The 20,949-nt window shown below is 74.5% G+C and carries 16 protein-coding genes; 6 read left to right on the top strand and 10 right to left on the bottom strand.

Annotation, left to right across the window (positions count from 1 at the left end; all coding sequences use genetic code 11):
- Positions 1-49: 49 nt before the first annotated feature.
- From murD to rsmH, 7 genes are all read right to left on the bottom strand, one after another.
- Entirely contained in the window at positions 50-1,513 is a 1,464-nt protein-coding gene (murD, locus tag ACN20G_RS20120; RefSeq protein ID WP_424214189.1) for a UDP-N-acetylmuramoyl-L-alanine--D-glutamate ligase, read from the bottom strand.
- On the bottom strand, positions 1,495-2,565 hold the full coding sequence (gene mraY, locus ACN20G_RS20115; RefSeq protein ID WP_424214188.1) for a phospho-N-acetylmuramoyl-pentapeptide-transferase: 1,071 nt from the start codon (positions 2,563-2,565) through the stop codon (positions 1,495-1,497). The genes murD and mraY overlap by 19 nt, the downstream gene beginning before the upstream one ends.
- Entirely contained in the window at positions 2,562-3,986 is a 1,425-nt protein-coding gene (locus ACN20G_RS20110) for a UDP-N-acetylmuramoyl-tripeptide--D-alanyl-D-alanine ligase (RefSeq protein ID WP_424214187.1), read from the bottom strand. The genes mraY and ACN20G_RS20110 overlap by 4 nt, the downstream gene beginning before the upstream one ends.
- On the bottom strand, positions 3,983-5,689 hold the full coding sequence (locus ACN20G_RS20105) for a UDP-N-acetylmuramoyl-L-alanyl-D-glutamate--2,6-diaminopimelate ligase (RefSeq protein ID WP_424214186.1): 1,707 nt from the start codon (positions 5,687-5,689) through the stop codon (positions 3,983-3,985). Before ACN20G_RS20105 ends, ACN20G_RS20110 begins: the two co-directional genes overlap by 4 nt.
- Before the next feature lie 103 nt (positions 5,690-5,792).
- On the bottom strand, positions 5,793-7,784 hold the full coding sequence (locus ACN20G_RS20100) for a peptidoglycan D,D-transpeptidase FtsI family protein (protein ID WP_424214185.1): 1,992 nt from the start codon (positions 7,782-7,784) through the stop codon (positions 5,793-5,795).
- Between the two features lie 2 nt (positions 7,785-7,786).
- Positions 7,787-8,371 carry a hypothetical protein gene (locus tag ACN20G_RS20095; protein ID WP_424214184.1) on the bottom strand — a complete coding sequence of 195 codons (585 nt, stop codon included), beginning with the start codon at positions 8,369-8,371 and terminating at the stop codon, positions 7,787-7,789.
- Between the two features lie 50 nt (positions 8,372-8,421).
- Positions 8,422-9,348 (bottom strand): 16S rRNA (cytosine(1402)-N(4))-methyltransferase RsmH, encoded by a 927-nt coding sequence (rsmH, locus tag ACN20G_RS20090; protein WP_424215599.1) that lies wholly within the window; start codon positions 9,346-9,348, stop codon positions 8,422-8,424.
- A gap of 464 nt (positions 9,349-9,812) precedes the next feature.
- Here rsmH and ACN20G_RS20085 point away from each other — a divergent pair, with 464 nt between their 5' ends.
- The 4 genes from ACN20G_RS20085 (at position 9,813) to ACN20G_RS20070 (ending at position 15,300) form a co-directional block, all read left to right on the top strand.
- A complete protein-coding gene (locus ACN20G_RS20085) occupies positions 9,813-10,364 on the top strand; it encodes a beta-class carbonic anhydrase (RefSeq protein WP_424214183.1) in 552 nt (183 codons plus the stop codon).
- Between the two features lie 138 nt (positions 10,365-10,502).
- Positions 10,503-11,531: an AAA family ATPase gene (locus ACN20G_RS20080; protein ID WP_424214182.1), complete on the top strand. Its 1,029-nt coding sequence runs from the start codon at positions 10,503-10,505 to the stop codon at positions 11,529-11,531.
- Positions 11,531-12,883, top strand: a complete 1,353-nt coding sequence (locus tag ACN20G_RS20075) for a DUF58 domain-containing protein (protein WP_424214181.1) — start codon at positions 11,531-11,533, stop codon at positions 12,881-12,883. The genes ACN20G_RS20080 and ACN20G_RS20075 overlap by 1 nt, the downstream gene beginning before the upstream one ends.
- Positions 12,880-15,300, top strand: a complete 2,421-nt coding sequence (locus ACN20G_RS20070) for a transglutaminaseTgpA domain-containing protein (protein WP_424214180.1) — start codon at positions 12,880-12,882, stop codon at positions 15,298-15,300. The genes ACN20G_RS20075 and ACN20G_RS20070 overlap by 4 nt, the downstream gene beginning before the upstream one ends.
- A gap of 68 nt (positions 15,301-15,368) precedes the next feature.
- Here the strand turns inward: ACN20G_RS20070 and ACN20G_RS20065 are convergent, their stop codons facing one another.
- The 3 genes from ACN20G_RS20065 to ACN20G_RS20055 all read right to left on the bottom strand — a co-directional run bounded on the left by ACN20G_RS20065 (position 15,369) and on the right by ACN20G_RS20055 (position 19,243).
- A complete protein-coding gene (locus ACN20G_RS20065) occupies positions 15,369-16,019 on the bottom strand; it encodes a TetR/AcrR family transcriptional regulator (RefSeq protein WP_424214179.1) in 651 nt (216 codons plus the stop codon).
- A 100-nt stretch (positions 16,020-16,119) separates the two neighbouring features.
- Positions 16,120-18,264, bottom strand: a complete 2,145-nt coding sequence (locus tag ACN20G_RS20060) for a YhgE/Pip family protein (RefSeq protein WP_424214178.1) — start codon at positions 18,262-18,264, stop codon at positions 16,120-16,122.
- Positions 18,236-19,243 carry an ATP-binding cassette domain-containing protein gene (locus ACN20G_RS20055; RefSeq protein ID WP_424214177.1) on the bottom strand — a complete coding sequence of 336 codons (1,008 nt, stop codon included), beginning with the start codon at positions 19,241-19,243 and terminating at the stop codon, positions 18,236-18,238. Before ACN20G_RS20055 ends, ACN20G_RS20060 begins: the two co-directional genes overlap by 29 nt.
- A gap of 243 nt (positions 19,244-19,486) precedes the next feature.
- Between ACN20G_RS20055 and ACN20G_RS20050 the strand changes: the two genes are divergently transcribed.
- Both ACN20G_RS20050 and ACN20G_RS20045 read left to right on the top strand, forming a co-directional pair.
- On the top strand, positions 19,487-19,960 hold the full coding sequence (locus tag ACN20G_RS20050) for an SAV_6107 family HEPN domain-containing protein (protein WP_424214176.1): 474 nt from the start codon (positions 19,487-19,489) through the stop codon (positions 19,958-19,960).
- 71 nt (positions 19,961-20,031) lie between these two features.
- A complete protein-coding gene (locus tag ACN20G_RS20045; RefSeq protein WP_424214175.1) occupies positions 20,032-20,790 on the top strand; it encodes a methyltransferase in 759 nt (252 codons plus the stop codon).
- The last annotated feature ends 159 nt before the right edge of the window (positions 20,791-20,949 follow it).

Here is a 20,949-nt window from a genome sequence, read left to right as displayed (position 1 = left end):
GGGGACGCGGAGCGTCCGGACGCCCGCGCCCCCGACCCGCGCCCTCCGGTCAGTCCCGGGTTCCGGGCTCCCCGGCCAGTTCGCGCACGGCGTCGGCGAACGCGTCTCCGCGCTCGTTGTAGTTCGCGAACATGTCCATCGACGCACAGGCCGGGGCCAGCAGCACGGTGTCCCCGGGCTCCGCCAGCTCCGCCGCGTGTCGGACCGCCGCGAGCATCGCCCCAGTGTCGGTCCGGTCGAGGTCGACCACCGGGACCTCGGGGGCGTGTCGCGTCAGCGCCTCCCGGATGAGGGCCCGGTCGGCGCCCATCAGCACCACCCCGCGCAGCCGCTTCGCCGAGCGCCGCACGAGCTCGTCGAAGGTGGCCCCCTTGGCCAGGCCGCCCGCGATCCACACGATCGGGTCGTAGGCGGCGAGGGATGCCTCGGTGGCGTGGGTGTTGGTGGCCTTGGAGTCGTCCACGTAGGAGACCCCGGCCACGTCGGCCACGTGCGCGATCCGGTGCGCGTCGGGGGTGAAGTCGCGCAGCCCCTCGCGGACGGCGGCCGGGGTGACCCCGAAGGCCCGCGCCAGGCCGGCGGCGGCCAGCGCGTTGGCGATGTTGTGCGGGGCCGGCGGGTTCACGTCGGAGACCTGCGCCAGCTCCTGGGCGTTCTTCTGCCGGTTCTCCACGAAGGCCCGGTCCACCAGCACGTCGTCGACCACGCCGAGCATGGAGGGGCCGGGGACGCCGAGGGTGAAGCCGATCGCCCGGCAGCCCTCCTCCACGTCCGCGTCCATCACCAGGCGCTCGGTGGCCGGGTCGGCCACGTTGTACACGCAGGCGACCGTGTTGCCCTCGTAGATCCGGCCCTTGTCGGCGGCGTAGGCGTCCATGGAGCCGTGCCAGTCGAGGTGGTCCGGGGCCAGGTTGAGGACGGCGCCGGAGTGGGCGCGGACCGAGGGGGCCCAGTGCAGCTGGTAGCTGGAGAGCTCCACGGCGAGCACGTCGTACTCGCGCTCGCCGGTGACCACGTCGATGATCGGGGTGCCGATGTTGCCGACGGTCGTCGTGCGCAGACCGGCCGCGCGCAGGATCGAGGCGAGCATCTGCACGGTGGTGGTCTTGCCGTTGGTACCGGTGACCGCGAGCCAGGGGGCGGGGACGCGCCCGTCCAGGTCGCGCAGGCGCCAGGCGATCTCCACGTCGCCGACCACGTCGACCCCGGCCGCCTCGGCGGCGGCGAAGAGGGGGGCGGTGGGCGGCCAGCCCGGGGAGGTGACCACGAGGTCGGTGCCCTCGGGCAGGGTCGCGGAGTCACCGAGGCGGACCGCGATGCCGAGGTCGGCGAGTTCGGCGGCGCGGGCCCGTTGGGCCTCGCCGTCGCCGCCGTCCACGACGGTGACGGACGCGCCGAGGCCGGCCAGGGCGCGGGCGGCCGAGAGGCCGCTCACGCCGAGACCGGCGACGGTGATGTTCCGGCCCTTCCAGGGCCGGTCGGTGGAGCTGGGTGTCACTTGGCGGCTGCCCATCCTGCGTAGAAGAGGCCGAGTCCGACGATCACGCACATGCCCTGGATGATCCAGAAGCGGACCACGACAAGGACCTCGGACCACCCCTTGAGTTCGAAGTGGTGCTGGAGCGGTGCCATCCGGAACACCCGCTTGCCGGTCAGGCGGAAGGAGCCGACCTGGATCACCACGGACATGGTGATGAGGACGAACAGACCGCCGAGCAGCGCCATGAGGAACTCGGTGCGGGAGCAGATGGCGAGGCCGGCGAGCGCGCCGCCGAGGGCGAGGGAGCCGGTGTCGCCCATGAAGATCTTCGCGGGCGAGGTGTTCCACCACAGGAAGCCGAAGCAGGCTCCCATGAGGGCGGAGGCGACGACGGCGAGGTCGAGCGGGTCGCGGACCTCGAAGCACGCCGAGGGGTGCATCAGGTTCGCCGCGTTGGCGCAGGACTCCTGGTACTGCCAGACGCCGATGAAGGTGTAGGCGCCGAAGACCATGACGGAGGCGCCGGTGGCCAGGCCGTCGAGGCCGTCGGTGAGGTTCACGCCGTTGGACATGGCCAGGATCATGAACAGCGCCCAGACCACGAACAGCACGGGCCCGATGGACCAGCCGAAGTCCGAGACGAACGACAGCCGGGTCGAGGCCGGGGAGTTGCCGCGGCCGTCGGCGAACTGGAGGGCGAGCACGGCGAAGGCGATGCCGACGATGAGCTGGCCGGCCATCTTGGCCTTGGCGCGCAGGCCGAGCGAGCGTCGCTTGACGATCTTGATGTAGTCGTCCAGGTAGCCGACCACGCCCATGCCCGCCATCAGGAAGAGGACGAGCAGACCGGAGATGGTCGGCTGGCTGGAGGTGATGACCTTGGTCGCCGCGTACGCGATCAGCGTGGCCAGGATGAAGGAGATGCCGCCCATGGTGGGCGTGCCCTTCTTCCCGGCGTGGCCGCGCGGGCCGTCGTCGCGGATGAACTGGCCGTAGCCCTTGCGGGCGAGCAGCTTGATCAGCAGCGGGGTGCCGATGAGCGTCAGGAACAGACCGATGGCCCCCGAGAACAGGATCTGCTTCATCGCCCGGCGACCTCGCCCTCGCGCTCCAGCAACGCCAGCGCGACCCGCTCCAGCCCGATCGACCTGGAAGCCTTCACCAGCACGACGTCCCCTGGACGCAGCTCACTGCGCAACAGGTCGATCGCCGCCTGCGTGTCGGACACGAGCACCGACTCCTCACCCCACGAACCCTCGTTGTATGCGCCCAGTTGCAGCCAGGACGCTTCCCTGCCCCCGACCGCGACCAGTTTGCTCACGTTGAGCCGGACGGCGAGCCGTCCGATCGCGTCGTGTTCGACGAGCGCCTCGTCCCCGAGCTCGGCCATCTTGCCGAGCACCGCCCAGGTGCGTCCCCCCCGGTCCTTGGCGGCACCGCCCATGGCGGCGAGGGCGCGCAGTGCGGCCCGCATGGATTCGGGGTTGGCGTTGTAGGCGTCGTTGACGATCGTCACGCCGTCGGCTCGTTCGGTGACCTCCATGCGCCAACGGGACAGCGTGCCCGCTTCGGAGAGCGCGGTGGCGATCTTCTCGGCGGACATGCCCAGGACGTGGGCGACGGCGGCAGCGGCGAGCGCGTTCGACACGTGGTGCTCACCGTACAGGCGCAAGGTCACGTCCCCGCACCCGGTGGGTGTGTGAAGGGTGAAGGCGGGGCGGCCGTCCTCGGTGAGGCGGACGCCGGTGGCGCGCACGTCGGCGTCCTCGGCCTCGCCGAAGAGGACGACGGCGGCCTTCGTGCGGCTCGCCATGGCGCGCACGAGGAGGTCGTCGGCGTTGAGGACGGCGACGCCGCCCTCGGCCTCGGTGGGGAGGGACTCGACGAGTTCGCCCTTGGCGATGGCGATCTGTTCCCGGCCGCCGAACTCGCCGATGTGGGCGGTGCCCACGTTGAGGACGAGGCCGATGCGGGGCGGGGTGAGGCCGGTGAGGTAGGCGATGTGGCCGATGCCGCGGGCGCCCATCTCCAGCACGAGGTGTCGGGTCTCGGCGCCGGCCCGCAGGGCGGTCAGCGGGAGGCCGATCTCGTTGTTGAGGGAGCCGGGCGTGTAGACGGTGGGCGCGTGGGCGCTGAGCACCTGCGCGATCAGGTCCTTGGTGGAGGTCTTGCCGGCGGAGCCGGTCAGGGCCACCACGTCGGTGCCGAGGCGGGAGACGACGGCGCGGGCGAGGAGGCCCAGGGCCCTCTCCACGTCGTCGACGACGATCGCGGGCACGCCGACGGGTCGCGCGGCGAGCACGGCGGCGGCGCCGGCGGCGTGCGCGCGCTCGGCGTAGTCGTGGCCGTCGACGTTCTCACCGGCGAACGCGGCGAACAGGCTGCCGGGTTCGACGAGGCGGGAGTCGATGACGACGGGTCCGGTGACGGTGAGGGCCGGATCCGGTATGTCGTGGGCGAGCCCGCCGGTGATGTCGGCGATCTCGGCGAGGGTCAGGGCGATCACGGGTGCACCTCGGCCTGGGGGGCGTGGTCTGCCTGGCGGCGCTCGATGGCGGCGCGCAGGACGTCGCGGTCGTCGAAGGGGCGGACGACGCCGGCGGTGTCCTGGCCCTGTTCGTGGCCCTTGCCGGCCACGAGCACGGTGTCGCCGGCCTCGGCGCGGGCCACGGCGGTGGCGATGGCGCTCGCGCGGTCGGCGTCGACGAGGACGGTGCCGCGTTCGGCGGCGGGGACGCCGGCGGCGCCCTCGAACATCGCGGCGAGGATCCGCAGGGGGTCCTCGGAGCGCGGGTTGTCGGAGGTGAGCACGGCGAGGTCGGCGCCGCGGGCGGCGGCGGCTCCCATCGGGGCGCGCTTGGTGGTGTCGCGGTCGCCGCCGCAGCCGAGCACGATGTGCAGCTTGCCGGTGGTGACCTCGCGCAGGGCGCGGAGCACGGATTCGACGGCGTCGGTCTTGTGCGCGTAGTCGACGACGGCGAGCCAGGGCTGTCCGGCGTCGACTCGTTCGAGCCGGCCGGGGACGCCGGGGACGGCGGCGACGCCGTCGGCGGCGGTCTGGGGGTCGACGCCGGCGGCGGCGAGGGTGACGACGGCGGCGACGGTGTTGGCCACGTTGAAGGGGCCGGGCAGCGGGGCCTTGGCGGTGATCCGCTGTCCTTCGGGGCCGACGACGACGAGGGTGGAGTCCATGTGGCCGCTGACCACGTCCTCGGCGCGCCAGTCGGCGGCGGGGTCGCCGGTCGCGGAGAAGGTGACGACGGGGATGTCGGCCTCCTTGGCGAGGCGGCGGCCGTACTCGTCGTCGAGGTTGACCACGCCGAGGCGGGCGCGGGCGGGGGTGAACAGGCTCGCCTTGGCGCGGAAGTAGTCCTCCATGTCGGAGTGGAACTCCATGTGCTCCGGGCTGAGGTTGTTGAAGACGGCGACGTCGAAGACGCAGCCGTCGACCCGGCCGAGCACGAGGGCGTGGCTGGAGACCTCCATGGCGACGGCCTCGACCTCGCGTTCGCGCATGACGGCGAACAGGGCCTGGAGGTCGGTGGCCTCGGGGGTGGTGCGTTCGGACTTGACGCGTTCGTCGCCGATGCGCATCTCGACGGTGCCGACGAGGCCGGTGTGCTTGCCGGCGCCGCGCAGTCCGCCTTCGACGAGGTAGGCGGTGGTGGTCTTGCCGGAGGTGCCGGTGATGCCGATCTGGAGCAGGGCGTCGCCCGGTCGGCCGTGGATCTCGGCGGCGAGTTCGCCCATCCGGCCGCGTGGGTCGGGGACGACGAGCAGCGGGAGGCCGGTCTCGGCGGCGCGTTCGGCTCCGACCGGGTCGGTCAGGATCGCGGCGGCGCCGAGGGCGGCGGCCTGCGCGGCGAACGCGGCGCCGTGCGCGCGGGCGCCGGGGAGCGCGGCGTACACGTCACCGGGGCGGACCGCCCGGGAGTCGTGGGTGATGCCGGTGACCTCGACGGTCTCGGCGCCCTCGGGGGCGGGGACGTCGAGCAGCCCGGCCAGGGCGGCTACCGGGGTCCGGTGCGGCCGCTGGGGGCGGGGTGCTCCCGGCGGCGCTGCCGGGGCGTCCTTCTGGGCGGTTCTGGGCTGATCAGCGTGGGGCACGGCGGTGAGCGTACCGGGCGCGGGCGGCGCGCCGGGAATCGGAGCGTCCGCGGGCGGGGTGCCCGGGTTTCGGTTCCCGGGTGCGGGAGTGATCGTTGTCACGGCTGGGGCCTTGTGGTCGGGCGTCGACGCGGAACGCGTGACGGGTCCTCGGTGGTGGGCGGTCGGGTCCTGTGGTTCTGCGGGCCGGGGACGGTGGTCCCGGTCATCGCCCCTCCTCGAAGGTGACGGGGAGTCCGGCGGGCGCGGTTCCGGTGGGGGGTGCCTTGAGGGTCTTCAGCGCGAACTCCATGACCTGCTTGAAGACGGGGCCGCAGATCTGGCCGCCGAAGTAGGAGCCCTTGGTGGGGTTCTGGATGGCGCAGTAGACGGTGACGCGGGGGGCGTCGGCGGGGGCGAAGCCGGCGAAGGAGGCGGTGTAGCCCTTGTAGCGGCCGGTGGCGGGATCCACCCGGTTGGAGGTGCCGGTCTTGCCGCCGACCCGGTAGCCGGGGATGCGGGCCTTGGTGCCGGTGCCGTCCTGGTCGTCGACGACGGATTCGAGCATCCGGGAGAGGGTGGTCGCGGTCTCCTCGCTGACGACGCGGGACTTCTCGGGGGCGGGCGCGGGGGTGAAGCGGCCGTCGGGTCCCTTGGTGCCGCGCACGAGGGTGGGTTCGACGCGGACTCCGCCGTTGGCGATGGTGGAGTACACGGAGGCGGCCTGGACGGCGTTGACGGAGAGGCCCTGGCCGAAGGGGATCGTGTACTGCTGGGAGGTGGACCACTTCTTGGCGGGGGCGAGGATGCCGCGGGACTCGCCGGGGTAGTTCAGGCCGGTGGGGCGGCCGATGCCGAATTTGTCGAGGTAGGAGTGGAGCACCTCGTTGGCCTCGGGCTGGGTGGGGCCGAGTTGGCCGGTGGCGAGGATGGTGCCGATGTTGGAGGACTTGGCGAGGACCCCGTTGAGGGTGAGGTACCAGGTGGGGTGGTCCACGTCGTCCTTGAAGAGGCGGTCGCCGCGGTGCAGGCGGTTGGGGACGGTGACGTGGGTGAGGGGGGTGGCCTTGCGTTCTTCGAGGACGGCGGCCATGGAGACGACCTTGGCGGTGGAGCCGGGTTCGTACACGTCCTGGAGGGCGGCGTTGCCCATGGCGGTGGAGCGGGCCTTGGTGAGGTCGTTGGGGTCGAAGCCGGGGGCGTTGGCCATGGCGAGGATCTCGCCGGTGCGGGTGTCCTGGACGACGACGTAGCCGCGGTCGGCCTTGGACTTCTCGACCTGGTCGGTGATGGCGTTCTGGGCGGCCCACTGGATGTCGCGGTCGATGGTGAGCTCGATGTCCTCGCCGGGGACGGCGGGGGTCTCGCTGGAGCCGGCGGTGGGGACCCGGCGGCCGCCGGACTGGGCGTAGCTGACCTGCCCGTCCTTGCCGGCGAGTTTCTTGTCGAGGGAGGATTCGAGGCCGCCGGCGCCGGCGCCCTCGGCGTTGACCCATCCCAGTATCCCGGCGGCCAGGTTCCCGCCGGGGTACACGCGTTTGCTGCTGGTCTCGCTGAAGACCCCGGCGAGGACGTTGGACCCGGAGTCCTTGCGCTTCTTCTCGGCCGCGGCGGCGGTGTCGGCGAAGACCCGTTTGAGGTCCTTGATCTGGTTCCAGACCTGGGGGGTCTGGCGGCGGGCGAGGACCACGTAGCGGGTCTTCTCGGTGCGCAGCCGGGCGGTGAGTTCGGCGGGGGTCTTGCCGAGGATGGGGGCGAGGAGGGCGGCGGCCTGTTCGGGGGCGTCGGTGACCTTGGCCTCGCCGGGGGTGAACATCTTGGGGTCGGCGGTGATGTCGTAGGCGTCGACGCTGGTGGCGAGGGCGACCCCGGAGCGGTCGGTGATGTCGCCGCGTTCGGCGGCCACGGTGTAGTTGGCGTAGCGGTTCTTGGAGGCGGCGTCGACGAAGCCGGCGGCGTCGACGGCCTGGACTTGGAGCAGGCGGACGGTGAACGCGGCCATGACCAGGGTCAGTCCGATGCCGACGAGCCGCAGCCGGGGTTTGGGGTCGCCGAGCCGCAGGGTGCGCGGGGCGCGGGCCGGGGCGGGCCGGCGGGGGCCGGGGGCGCGGGCGCCGGCGCGGGCCGCGGGGCGGGGGCGTTCGGCGGGCCGGGGGCGGGGCGGGCCGGCGGGGCGGCGGCGCGGGGGTTCGTCGGCGGAGCGCGGTGGGGTGGGCATGGTCACCTGCCGGTGCTCGGGGAGGCGGCGGGCGGGCCGGCCGGCTCGCCCGAGGGGCCGGCGCCGGGCGGGGCGCTCTGTTCGGGTTCGCCGGCGGGGCTCGCGAGGGGGCTCGGGGCGGCCGTCGCGGGGGGTTCGGAGCCGGTGGGGGCGGGGGCGGCGCCGGTGGGGGCCGCGGGGGTGGGGGTGGGCGGGGGCGGTGGGGCGGCGGCCGGGGTGGGGGTGCCGAGGACCTTGCCGTCGGCGGCGAGGAAGACGGGGCTGCCGCCGGGTACGAGGCCGAGTTCGCGGGCGCGTCGGGCGAGGGCGTCGGGGGCGGCGTGCGCGTCGACGTCCCGTTGCAGTTCCTGGGTCTCGTCCTGGAGGGCGCCGGCCTCCTTCTTGAGCCGGCTGACCTCGAAGGAGCCCTGGTTGAGGGCGGAGTTGAGCAGGAGCAGGCCGATCAGGCCGCCGCCGAGGAGGGCGACGACGAGGAGCACGAACGGCATCCGGGCGGGGTTGCCGGTCGCCTTGGCGCCGCGCGGCCCGGGGGCCGGACCGGCGGCGCCGAGGAGCCGGCCGATCCGGGTGGTGCTGGCCTTGCTCACGTCGTCTCCCACTTCCCTGTGCGTCGGGTGCGGTGTGTGCGGCGGGTCGGCTAGAGGGCCGGGCGGACCCGTTCGACGCCGCGCAGGCGGGCGGGGGCGGCGCGGCGGTTCTCGGCGATCTCCTCCTCGGTGGGGAGTTCGGCGCCGCGGGTCAGGAGCTTGAGTCGGGGTTGGTACTTCTCGGGGACCACGGGCAGCCCGGGCGGGGCGGTGGAGGTGGCGCCGGCGGCGAAGACCTGCTTGACGAGGCGGTCCTCCAGCGAGTGGTAGGACAGCACGGCGATCCGGCCGCCGACGGCGATCCGGTCCACGGCGGCGGGGATCGCGCGTTCCAGGACGGACAGTTCGCCGTTGACCTCGATGCGCAGGGCCTGGAAGGTGCGTTTGGCGGGGTTGCCGCCGGTGCGCTTGGCGGCCTGCGGGAGGGCGTCGCGGATGAGCTCGACGAGGCGGGCGCTGCGGTCGAAGGGTTCCTTGTCGCGTTCGCGGACGATCGCGGAGACGATCCGCTTGGCCTGCTTCTCCTCGCCGTAGGCGCGCAGGATGCGCACGAGTTCGCCCGGCGGGTAGGTGTTGAGGACCTCGGCGGCGCTGGTGCCGACGGTCTGGTCCATGCGCATGTCCAGGGGGGCGTCCTGGGCGTAGGCGAAGCCGCGGTCGGCCTCGTCGAGCTGCATGGAGGAGACGCCGAGGTCGAACAGGACGCCCTGGACGGCGGGGACGCCGAGCCGGTCGAGGACCTCGGGGAGTTCGTCGTAGACGGCGTGCACGAGGTCGGCGCGGTCGCCGAAGGGGGCGAGGCGTTCGCCGGAGAGGCGCAGGGCCTCCTTGTCGCGGTCGAGGGCGATCAGGCGGCACTCGGGGAAGCGGGTGAGCAGGGCCTCGCTGTGGCCGCCGAGGCCGAGGGTGCAGTCGACGACGACGGCGCCGGGTTCGGTCAGGGCGGGTGCCAGCATGTCCAGGCATCGCTGGAGCATCACCGGGACGTGTCGGGATTCGCTGGTCAAGGCGCCCTCTCAGGTGGCGGCGCGCGTGCCCCGCCGCACGGTCGGGTCCGCGCCCGCGACACCGGTGGTGGGGGCGTCCCCGCGGGGACGTCGACCGGCCGGTGGTCGGGAGGGGGCCGGGTCGTGCGGCCGGGCCGCGCACGCGGGTCTCTCGTTCGGGCCCCGCTCTCGCGGCGGCCGGCCCGGGGGCCCGTGGCGGGCCGGTTCGCGCCACTTTAGTCGACCGGCGGGCGCGGTCAACGAACCGGGCCGTGTCCCCGGGGGCCGCGGGCGGGGCCCGTCGGGGACCCTCGAACCCGCGGCCGAATGCGGCGTTCACGCCTTTTCACACGGTTGCACCCGTTTCGCGGGGAGTCCCGTGCCAAGCTTTGGCGCCCTTCTTTGTCCCTGTTCCCGCTCTGCCGGGCCCGGCTCCGGCGTCTACCGTCGTGGTCATGACGACTTCCGCACACCTGCCGTCCGAAGCGACCACCGCGACCGTCGGGGACGCGTGCGTCACCGACCGCCTGGTCTCCGCCAACCGCGCCTACGCCTCGGCCTTCGCCGACCCGGGCATGGACGCCCGCCCGGTGCTCGGGGTGGCCGTCGTGGCCTGCATGGACGCCCGGCTCGACCTGCACGCCGCGCTCGGCCTCGAACTCGGCGACTGCCACACCATCCGCAACGCGGGCGGCGTGGTCACCGACGACACCATCCGCTCCCTCACCATCAGCCAGCGCGCCCTGGGCACCCGCACGGTGATACTCATCCACCACACGAACTGCGGTCTGGAGAGTCTGACCGAGGACTTCCGGCACGAACTGGAGGACGAGGTCGGCCAGCGCCCGGCGTGGGCGGTGGAGGCGTTCCGCGATGTGGACCAGGACGTCCGCCAGTCCATGCAGCGCGTGCGCACCAACCCCTTCCTGCCGCACCGCGACGATGTGCGAGGCTTCGTGTTCGACGTGCACACCGGCCTGCTGCGGGAGATCGACGCGACCTCCTGAGTGACACCGGGCCCCGCGCACGCCGAGAATGCGGGGGTGTCACCCCCCGGCGCACGGCGTCGGGCCCGGTGACCGCGTGGATGGGGTTGGGCCGGACGTGCGCAAGGCGACGGCCCGGGAACAGGGCCGAGGAGAACAGTGACGACCTTCGACGACCGACCGAGCCTGGCCGAACTCACCGGGACGGCGGACCGGGTCCGCCGCTCGGTGGAGAGCGTGATCGAGGGCAAGCCGCACGTCGTCCGCTTGGCCCTGACCGTGCTCCTCGCCGAGGGCCACCTCCTCATCGAGGACGTGCCCGGGGTCGGCAAGACCATGCTGGCCAAGGCCCTCGCCAAGTCGGTGGACTGTTCGGTGCAGCGCATCCAGTTCACCCCCGACCTGCTGCCCTCGGACATCACGGGCGTCAGCATCTGGGACCAGCAGCGCCGCGAGTTCGAGTTCAAGCCCGGCGCGATCTTCGCCCAGATCGTCATCGGCGACGAGATCAACCGCGCCTCCCCCAAGACCCAGTCGGCGCTGCTGGAGTCCATGGAGGAACGGCAGGTCACCATCGACGGGCACACCTATCCGCTGCCCGGGCCCTTCATGGTGGTGGCCACCCAGAACCCGGTGGAGATGGAGGGCACCTACCCGCTGCCCGAGGCCCAGCGCGACCGGTTCATGGCCCGCGTCTCGGTCGGCTACCCCGCGCACGACGCCGAGCTGCGGATGCTCGACACCCACGGCTCCCGCTCCCCCCTCGACGAGCTGGCCCCGGTGGCCGCCGCCGCCGACGTGGTCAAGCTGATCGACGCGGTCCGGGAGGTGTACGTGGCCGAGCCGGTGCGCGCCTACGTCGTGGACCTGGTGGCCGCCACCCGCGTCCACCCCGACCTGCGCCTGGGCGCCTCGCCCCGCGCCACCCTGCACCTGCTGCGCGCCGTGAAGGCCCACGCGGCCCTCTCGGGCCGCGACTACGTGCTCCCCGACGACGTGCAGGAGCTGGCGGCGGCGGTGCTCGCGCACCGGCTGCTGCCCACCGCGCAGGCCCAGCTCGCGCACCGCACCCCCGCCGAGGTCGTCGCCGACATCCTCCAGCGCACCCCCGTCCCGGTGGCCCAGCCCCGCTCGGCCCCCGCCGCCGGCTCCCCCCGGGTGCCCGGTCCCGACTCCCGGGCCCTGTGATGGCCGGCGCCCGCCGCGAGGGGGACGCCGACCGGGGCGGGGCGCGCGCGGGCCTGTCGGGCCTGACCACGCGCGGCCGGTCCTTCCTGGCCGCCGGGGTCGCCGCCGTCGGCTGCGCGTACGTGCTGGGCCAGGCGGAGCTGCTGCGGGTGGGGATCCTGCTGCTGGTGCTGCCGCTGATCTGCGTCCTGGCCCTGTACCGCACCCGGCACCGGGTGGACGCGGCCCGTTCGCTGGGGCCCGACCGGGTGCCGGCGGGCACGGAGTCGCGGGTCCGGCTGCGGTTGCAGAACCCGACCCGGCTGCCCACGGGGATGCTGATGCTCCAGGACCGGGTCCCCTACGTGCTGGGTCCCCGGCCGCGGTTCGTGCTGGACCGGGTGGAGGGCGGGGGGCGCCGCGAGGTGTCCTACCGGGTCCGCTCGGACCTGCGGGGCCGCTATCCGCTGGGCCCGCTGCAATTGCGGCTGGCCGATCCCTTCGGGCTGGTCGAGCTGACCCGCTCGTTCCGGGCGCACGACGTGCTGACCGTGGTGCCCCGCACCGAGCCGCTGGCCCCGACCAGGCTGACCGGCGAGTCCGGCGGGCAGGGCGAGGGCGGCGCGCGGACCCTGGCCCTGGCGGGCGAGGACGACATGATCCCGCGCGGCTACCGGCGCGGCGACGACCTGCGCCGCGTGCACTGGCGGTCCACCGCCAAGTACGGGGAGCTGATGGTGCGCCGCGAGGAGGCCCCGCGCCGCAACCGGGCCACGGTGCTCCTCGACACCCGGGGCGGCGGCTACGACGGCGCCGGCCCCGACTCGGCCTTCGAATGGGTGGTCTCGGCGGCGGCCTCCACCCTGCTGCACCTGCTGGAGCGCGGGTTCACCGTGCGCCTGCTGACCGACACCGGGCTGCGGATCCCCGAGGAGGGCGCGAGCGGCGCCCTCGGCGGGGGTTCCGAGAGCGCGGAGACGGCCGGGCTGCTGCTGGAGGCCCTCGCCGTGGTCGACCACTCGGAGGGCGAGGACCTGGCGCCGGCGCTGGAGGCGTTGCGCGGCGCGGACCCGGGGGTGCTGATCGCGTTCCTCGGCGACCTCGACGCGGGCCAGGCCGAACAGGTGGCCCGGATGCGCCGGCGCGGCGGGGCCGCCCTGGCCTTCGTGCTGGACCCCGCCGACTGGGGCGGGGAGGTGGACCCGACCGAGCTCGGGTTCCTCACCCCCGAGGAACGGGCGCGGCGGCTGCGCGAGGCCGGGTGGACGGTGGTCCCGGTGGTCCGGGGCACCGTGTTCGGCGACGCCTGGCGCGCCGCCGGCGAGGGCGCGGGGGTCACGGCCGGGGCGCGGGGCACGGGGGGTGCGGTGTGAGCGGGCAGGTGCGGTTGACGGTCGGCGCGGCCCTGGCCACGCTGCTGACGGCGTTGTCGCTGACCTCGCTGGTGGACTCCTCGGGCGGCTGGTTGGCGCAGGCGACGGTGTTGCTGGCGTTGCAGGGCGCGGTGGGCGCGGCGGTGCGCCGGGCCCCGGTGCCCAGGGCGCTGGTGGTCGGGGCGCAGGTGTTGGTGTCGTGGCTGGCGCTGGGCCTGCTGTTCGCGGGGCTGGGGCCGGTGCCGAACGCGGGCGGCGGGGGCTGGTTCCTGCTGGATCCGGTGCCGTTGGTGTTGCGGGGCACGCAGGACGTGGCGGAGTTCGCGATACCGGCTCCGGTGACGGACGGGATCCGGCTGCTGCTGTTGGTGGGCGTGCTGCTGGTCGGCCTGTTGGTGGACCTGTTGGCGGTGACGCTGCGGGCGGCGGCCGCCGCCGGGCTGCCGCTGCTGGCCCTGTACTCGGTGGCCGGTGGGCTGGCGGGGAGCCTGGGGCACGGCTGGTTGTGGTTCCTGACCTCGGGCCTGGGCTTCCTGCTGTTGTTGTCGGCGGAGGGCCGGGACCGGCTGGCCGGGTGGGGCCGGGTCTTCGGCGGGGCGCCGAACGCGGCCGGCGGGGGCGGCATGGCCCCGGGCCGGACCCCGGCGCCGGTGCGGACCGGCCGGGTGGTGGGGGCGGTGGCGCTGGCCTCGGCGGTGCTGCTGCCCGCGCTGTTGCCGGCGCTCGGGCCGGGGCTGTTGTCGCCCTCGGACCGGGAGGCCGCGGCGGGCGGCGGGGGAACGATCTCGGCGGTGAACCCGCTGGTGGCGCTCCAGTCGAACCTGAACGCGCGGGACAACCGGGAGGTGCTGCGGTACCGGACGGACGATCCGCAGGTCGCCGAGCAGTACCTGCGGATCGTGTCCCTGGACGCGTTCGACGGGGTGACCTGGGAGTCCTCGGCGCGGTCGCTGACGGAGGTGCCGACGGAGCTGCCCGCGCCGCCGGGACCCTCCGGGGAGCTGCTGCGGGGCGCGGACACCGTGCGCAGCTCGTTCTCGGCCTCGTTGGACTACGGGCAGCGGTACCTGCCGATGCCGTACCCGGCGACCCGGGTGGACGTGCCGGGCCGGTGGCGATTCGAGCCGGTGGGCCGGACCCTGGTCGGGGACCGGCTCGACGGGGACGCGGTGCAGACCGTGCGCGGGGTGCGGTACTCGGTGGAGAGCCTGCGGCTGAAGCCCACGGCGCGGCTGTTGGCGAACGCGCCGGAGCCGCCGGCGGCGCTGCTCGGGGAGTACACGAAGCTGCCGGACAACGTGCCGGCCGTGGTGGCCCGCACGGCCCGGCAGGTGACCGCCGGGGCCTCCGACGGGTACACGAAGGCGGTGCGGCTCCAGGACTGGTTCGCGCGCGAGGGCGGGTTCGTCTACGACACGACCACGGGTTCGGGCACGGGCGCGGACGCCGTCGCCCGGTTCCTGGCGGAGAAGCGCGGATTCTGCGTGCACTTCTCGTTCTCGATGGCGACGATGGCCCGCTCGCTGGGGATCCCGGCGCGGGTCGCGGTCGGTTTCACCCCGGGCAGTCCGCAGTCGGACGGTTCGATGTCGGTGACGATGCGGGACGCGCACGCGTGGCCGGAGCTGTACTTCGAGGGGGTGGGCTGGACCCGGTTCGAGCCGACCCCGCGGGCCGGCATCAGCCTGCCCGCGTACACCGTGCCGGACGCGCCGGACGCGCGTCCCTCGGCTTCGGCGGCCGTCCCGTCGGCCTCGGCCTCGGCGGCCGCGCCGGCCCCGTCGCGGTCGACGGACTGCCCGCCGGAGCTGCGGCGACTGGGCGAGTGCGGGGTGCCGGCGGCGGCGGCCGGTGCCTCGGGCGCGGCGGGCGGGGCGGTGCCCTGGCCGGTGCTCGGGTGGACGGCGGCCGGGCTGCTGGTCGCGGGCCTGCTCGCGGTGCCGGGCCTGTGGCGGGCGCGGGTGCGGCGGGGTCGGCTGGACTCGGGTGATCCGCTCGCGCTGTGGCGCGAGGTGGAGGACACGGTGTGGGACCTGGGGGCGCCGCCGGACGGCTCGCTGTCCCCGCGCGCGGCGGCCCGCCGCGTGGTGGCCTTCGGCTCCCTGGACACCCCGACGACGGAGGCCGCGCACCGCCTGGCGACCGCGGTCGAACGCACTCTGTACGCGCCGCCGGGGGCGGCCGGGAGTAGTGGGGCCGGGAGCGGGGCCGGGGCGCGGGACGTGCGGGTGGTGCTGGCCGGGCTGCGGGCGGACGCCTCGTGGTGGTCTCGCCGTCGGGCGGCGGTGCTGCCCCGTTCGGCGGCCCGCCCCCTGCGCGCCGCCGCCGACCGGGCGGCGCGGGCCCGTGCCGCCTGGTCGGCCCGCCTGGCGACCCTCCGTTCCCGCCTCCCGAACCGCCTCGGCGGCGGCGCGTAGGCCCCGGGAACGCCGAAGGCGCCGGCCCCCCGTCGTGGGGGTCGGCGCCTTCGGCGTGCGGGGGGGGGTCAGCGGTTGCCGCTGACCCGGCCGCGCAGGAGCAGGGAGAGGGCGGAGTGGACGTCGTCCAGGGAGCGTTCGGACTGGAAGGACTGCCAGTCCAGGGCGGCCACGAGGACCATGCCGACGAGGGCGGCGGCGGTGAGGGGCACGTCGATCTCGGCGCTGAGTTCGCCGCGTTCGACGCCCTCGCGCAGCACGGTCTCCACGACGGCGACGGCCTCCCCGCGCACCACCATGAGGGTGGACTGCCAGGCCCGGTTGGTGCGCCAGAGTTCGGCCACGTACAGCTGGGTGAAGGCGGGGTAGCGGTCGATGAAGACGAGGCCGGCGCGGATCATCGCGTCGAGGGCCTCGACGCGGCTGCCGCCGCGTTCCTCGGTGCCGCGTTCGGCTTCGCGGAGGGAGGAGGTGAGCAGGCCGACGCCGTGCCGCAACAGTTCCTCGAAGAGTTCCGTCTTGCTGGCGAAGTTGTAGTAGACGGTGCCCTTGGCCACGCCGGCGCGGTCGGCGATCTCCTCGACGGTGGTGGCGGAGAAGCCCTGTTCCGCGATGAGGGTGACGGCCGCCTCGTAGAGCTTCTGGCGGGTGAGTTCCCGACGGGGGACGCGGCGTGGGCCGGTCGGTTCCGGTGGGGTGGTGGTGCTGCTGCTGTCCATGGCGCTGATTGTCACCGCTGATCCTCCGCGGGGGCCCCGGGTCCGAGGGCCCGGGCGGTCGGGCCGTCCGCCCGTCGGGTGACGGGCGGACGGCGGTGGGTCACAGGCTCAGTTCGGGGTGGAGCCGGTCCATGGTCCAGGTCTGCTTGCCGCGGGCGGCGAGCGCGGTCAGGGTCAGGGCCCCGGCGGTGAAGGCGAGCAGGACCAGGCCGCCCTGCCAGACGGGCGCGAGGTCGCCGCCGGTGATCAGCCGGCGCAGGCTCTCGACCACGTAGGACATGGGCAGGTAGGGGTGGATGGCGTTGAAGAAGCCGGGGCTGGTCTGGACGGGGTAGGTGCCGCCGGCCGAGGTGAGCTGGAGCATCAGGACGGCCAGCACGAGGATCCGGCCGGCGGCCCCGAACTTGGCGTTGAGCCATTGGACGATCGCCGCGAAACAGCCGGTGACCAGGGCGAGGAAGCCGAGGGCGAGGGCCGGGTGGGCGAGGTCGAGGCCGAGTCCGAAGTGGAGCACGGACATCAGGGCGGCGACCTGGAGCACGCCGAGTCCGGCCACGGGCAGCCAGCCGGCGGCGGCGATCCGCCACGGGTTGGCGCCGGCGGCCAGGGCCCGCTTGTTGAGGGGGGCGATCAGCATGTAGGCGACCATCGCGCCGACCCAGAGGGACAGCGGGATGAAGTACGGGGCGAAGCCGGTGCCGTAGTTGGGCGCCTTGTGCAGGGACTGGTTGGCCAGCTTGATCGGGTCGGCCATGACCTCGGTACGGGCGTCGCGCTGGGCGTTGTCGTAGTCGGGGATCTTGGCGGCGCCGTCGTGGAGGCCGCCGGCGAGTTCGCCGCTGCCGTCGACGAGCTTGTACATGCCGCTGTCGAGGGTGCGGGCGCCGTCGCCGAGCTTGCCCAGGCCCTCGCCGAGGCCGTCGGCGCCGTCGCCGGCCACGCCGAGGCCGTTGGCGAGCTGCTTCATGCCGTCGGCGACCTTGTGGGCGCCGTCGTTGAGGGTGTCGACCTTGGTGACGGCGGCCTGGAGGTCGCCGGCGAGGGCGGGGGCCTTGGCGGCGAGGTCGCGGGCCTCGCGCTCCAGGGTCCCGAGGTCGGTGCGCAGGGTGGTGAGGTCGCCCTTGGTGCCGGCGATCACGTTGTTCAGGTCTCCGGTGAGGGTGGCGGCCTCGGCGGCCCCGTCGCGGATCTTCTTCAGGCCGGGGCAGGGGTCGTGGCCGGCGCCGGGCGCGGCGCCGGTGCCCGTGCCGGCCGCCGGGCCCGTGCCGCCGGCGGGGGCGGGGGGCTTGGCTCCGGTGCAGGCGGCCGCGTACTCGTCGGCGGCGGCCGTGGAGACGGTCTTGGTGATCCGGGCGGCGGCCGGGGCCTTCTCGGCGATCTTGTCGAGGTGGCCCCGGACCGTCTGCGCGGTGTCCGCGACGAGTTTGGCGCTGTTGGCGAGCTGTCCGGGGTCCTTGACGAAGGGGCGGGCCTTGTCGGCGGCGCCGTGCACCTTCGTGGCGAGCTGCTGGGTGCCGTCGGCGACCTGTCGGCTGCCGGTGCGCAGTTGTCCGGCGGCGGTGCCGAGCTTGCCGATGCCCTCGGCGAGTTCGCCGGTCTTCTCCTTGGCCGTGCCGAGGCCGTCGGCGAGGTCCTTGGCGCCCTTCTTGGCCTTGTCGGCGCCGTCCTTGAGCTTGTCGGCGCCGTCGGCGGCCTGCGCGGTCTTGTCGTGCAGGTCGGAGAAGTTGACGAAGATCTTGTCGAGGAAGCCGCGGGAGGCGTTGGTGGAGGCGGCGGAGCGGACCTCGGAGAACACGGTGCGGGAGATGGAGCCGACGATGTAGTTGTTGGCGTCGTTGGTGCGCACCTGGAGGGCGCTGGTGGTGGGGTCCTCCCCGGAGCTGGAGGCGATCTTGCCGCTGAAGTCGGCGGGCATGGTCAGGGAGAGGTAGTAGGTGCCCTTCTCCAGGCCCTCGGCGGCCTCCTTGGCGCTCACCTCGTGCCAGTCGAAGGTGCGGCTGTCGTGGAGCTTGTCGGCGATCTCGTCGCCGGCGGCGATCCGCTTGCCGTCGACGGTGGCGCCCTTGTCCTCGTTGACCAGGGCCACGGGCACCTTGTCGAGGCGGCTGTAGGGGTCCCAGAAGGACCACAGGTAGAGGGCTCCGTAGAGCAGCGGGAGCAGCAGCAGGGCGACGAGCGCGGCGCGGGGCAGCTTGCCCCGGCCGAACCTCTTCAGCTCAAGGGCGGCCAGTCTCGGCGATCGCATCCTCGGCCCCCTTCCGGAGCTGGGTGGTGTCGGTGTCGGTGGGGTGCGCGCGGTCGGGCGCGGGCGCGGGCGCGCCCCCGTCCTTCGACCGGCCCCAGGTGATCTCGGCGCCGGCGCCGGCCGGCCGCGCGGGCAGGGGCGCCTTCGCGACGGGCGCGGGAGCCTTGGGCACCTCGGTCGCCTCGGTCGGCTTCGCGGTCTTCGCGGCCTTGGGCGCCTTGGGGGTCTTGGGCGCCTTGGGGGTCTTGGGCGCCTTGGGGGTCTTCTTCGGCTTGACCACCGGCGCGATGAGGTCGGCGCCGGTGTCGGTGCGCACGACGAGGGCCCCGGCGGGTGCCTCGCTGCACACGGCGAGCACGGTGGTGCCCCGGTCGGCGATGCGCCGCAGCAGGGCCCACAGGTCGGCGCGCTCGGCGTCGGAGAGCTTGGTGTCGGCGTCGTCCAGGGCGATCAGGCGCGGGGTGCCGAGCAGGGCGACGGCCAGCGAGAGCCTCAGGTACTCGGGGCGTTCGAGGTCGCGGACGGAGGTGCGCCGGCCCTTGGGCAGGGCGTCGAGGTCGAGGCCGACGAGCTCCAGCGTCGCCGGGATCGGGTCACGGCGGTCGCGGCGGCGGAGCAGGGCGCGCAGCGGGCCGTCGTAGCGGCGCTGGAGCAGGGCGCCCTCGCGGAGCTGTTCGGTGACGGTGAGGGCCTGGTCCAGGTCGGTGACTCCGGGGACGGGCCCGAGGCCGGCGATCCGGCGGACGGCGGCGGCCTTGCCCGGCAGCCGGTGCCGGCCGATCTCGGCGTGGCCCTCGGTGGTCTTCATGCGGCCGGTGAGGGCCAGCAGCAGGCAGGTCCGGCCGGAGCCGGAGGGTCCTTCGACGGCGATCAGCGATCCGGCGGGGGCGTCGAGGTCCACCCCTCGGAACGCCCAACCGCGAGGCCCCTTGAGCCCGAGGTTCTCGGCCTTGACGGCCGCACCGTGCGGGGTGTCCACGAGCCCCCCTCTCTTGGTCTTCTGCGAAGTGTCGGTTTCAAGGCCAGTCTTTGCGTGCTTTTTGAACTGACCGGTCAGTCTAAAAACTGGCAGGCAAAAACTAACACCTCCCGCGTCCCGCCCCCACCCCGCCCCCGCGGGACGGCCGATTGTCAGTGGTGGGGCGGACCATGGGGCCAGTTGCCCCGACCCGGGTCCCGCGCCGCCCGGTCGGCATCGCCGCGCGACGACAGGAGGTTCGTCATGGCCACCCCGTCACCCGTCCCCGCCCCCCGCCGTGCCCCCGTGCCGCCCGCCGCCCTCGACCTGCTCGAAGCGGCCCGGCGCGGCCTGGCCGAGGCCGGGCGACTGGAGCGGCCGAACGAGCGCTACGCGACCGCCCACCTGGCCGCCCTGCGGGTGGCCGCCGCCGTGCTCGCGGCCCGCGCCCGCCCCGAGCCGGCCCGCCCGCGCCGCCGACCGGTGATCCGCAGCGCCTGGGAGCTGCTGCCGCAGGTCGCGCCCGAGCTGACCGAGTGGAGCGCGCTGTTCGCCTCCGGGGCCGCCCGCCGGGCCCGCGCCGAGGCCGGCCTGGCCGGGGCGGCCACGGAACGGGACGCGGACGACCTGCTGCGCGACGTGGAGCTGTTCCTGCGCCTGGCCGAACGGCTCCTCGCCGCGCCCGCGCGCCCGGCGGGCACGTTCGTGCCGCGCCCGGATCGCCCGGGCGGCGCATGACCGGGCCGCTCGCCGCAGGCAATAGGGTGGAGGCGATCGTCCAGCCTTACCGCGCCGAGGAGCCATCAGTCGTGTCGGACACTTCCCGCCCCCGTGCCGCCCTCCGCACCGCAGTGGTGTGGGAGGTGCTCAAGGAGGCCCTCGACCGTCGGGTGAAGGCGACCGGCCGCGAGTCCCTCGACGTGCTCGACACCGGCGGCGGCACCGGCCGCTTCGCCGTGCCGATCGCCCGCCTGGGCCACCGGGTCACGGTCGTGGACCCGAGCCCCAACGCCCTCTTCGGGCTGGAGCGCCGCAGCGCCGAGGCCGGCGTGGCCGACCTGGTGCGCGGGGTGCAGGGCGACGCGCAGGGCCTGCTGGACGTGGTGGAGCGCGAGGCGTACGACGCGGTGGTCTGCCACGGCGTGCTGGAGTACGTGGACGAGCCCGCCGAAGGCATCGCGAACGTGGCCGCCGCCCTGCGGCCCGGCGGGGTGCTGAGCCTGCTCGGCGCCGGCGTCGGCGGGGCCGTGCTGGCCCGCGCGCTGGCCGGCCACTTCACCGAGGCCCGCACCGCGCTGACCGACCCCTCGGGCCGTTGGGGCTCGGGCGACCCGGTCCCGCGCCGCTTCACCGCCGAGAGCCTGTCGGCCCTGGTGACCGAGGCCGGCCTGAGCGTGGCGGCCGTCCACGGGGTGCGCGTCTTCGCCGACCTCGTCCCCGGCGTGCTGGTGGACACCGAGCCCGGCGCGGCGGAGGCCCTGCTGCGTCTGGAGGAGGCCGCCGCCGAGCTCCCGGCCTTCCACGCGATCGCCGGCCGGCTGCACGTACTCGCGGACAAGAACGCCTGACCAGACCATCCGTTCCGGGTGCCGGGCCCGTATGATCGAGGGAACCGGCCGGCATGACGGCCGGGACGATGGGGAATAAGCCCCCAACGACCCGCCACCCGACGGTACGGTTTGGGCGATGTGGCGTTGAGGGGCGGGTTTCACGGGGGCGTTTCCCTG

The organism is Streptomyces dryopteridis (assembly GCF_049606955.1).
Classification (GTDB): Bacteria; Actinomycetota; Actinomycetes; order Streptomycetales; family Streptomycetaceae; genus Streptomyces.
Note: the sequence above shows the minus strand (reverse complement) of the source record. Positions and strands in the feature narration are given on the sequence as shown.

Bases quoted from the DNA above. Each gene is read 5' to 3' on its own strand.
- rsmH (WP_424215599.1), bottom strand. From the start codon at position 9,348: ATGCTCCAGCGATGCCTGGACATGCTGGCACCCGCCCTGACCGAACCC.
- ACN20G_RS20085 (WP_424214183.1), top strand. From the start codon at position 9,813: ATGACGACTTCCGCACACCTGCCGTCCGAAGCGACCACCGCGACCGTC.
- ACN20G_RS20060 (WP_424214178.1), bottom strand. From the start codon at position 18,264: ATGCGATCGCCGAGACTGGCCGCCCTTGAGCTGAAGAGGTTCGGCCGG.
- ACN20G_RS20100 (WP_424214185.1), bottom strand. From the start codon at position 7,784: ATGCCCACCCCACCGCGCTCCGCCGACGAACCCCCGCGCCGCCGCCCC.
- ACN20G_RS20075 (WP_424214181.1), top strand. From the start codon at position 11,531: ATGGCCGGCGCCCGCCGCGAGGGGGACGCCGACCGGGGCGGGGCGCGC.
- ACN20G_RS20065 (WP_424214179.1), bottom strand. From the start codon at position 16,019: ATGGACAGCAGCAGCACCACCACCCCACCGGAACCGACCGGCCCACGC.
- ACN20G_RS20050 (WP_424214176.1), top strand. From the start codon at position 19,487: ATGGCCACCCCGTCACCCGTCCCCGCCCCCCGCCGTGCCCCCGTGCCG.
- murD (WP_424214189.1), bottom strand. From the start codon at position 1,513: ATGGGCAGCCGCCAAGTGACACCCAGCTCCACCGACCGGCCCTGGAAG.
- mraY (WP_424214188.1), bottom strand. From the start codon at position 2,565: ATGAAGCAGATCCTGTTCTCGGGGGCCATCGGTCTGTTCCTGACGCTC.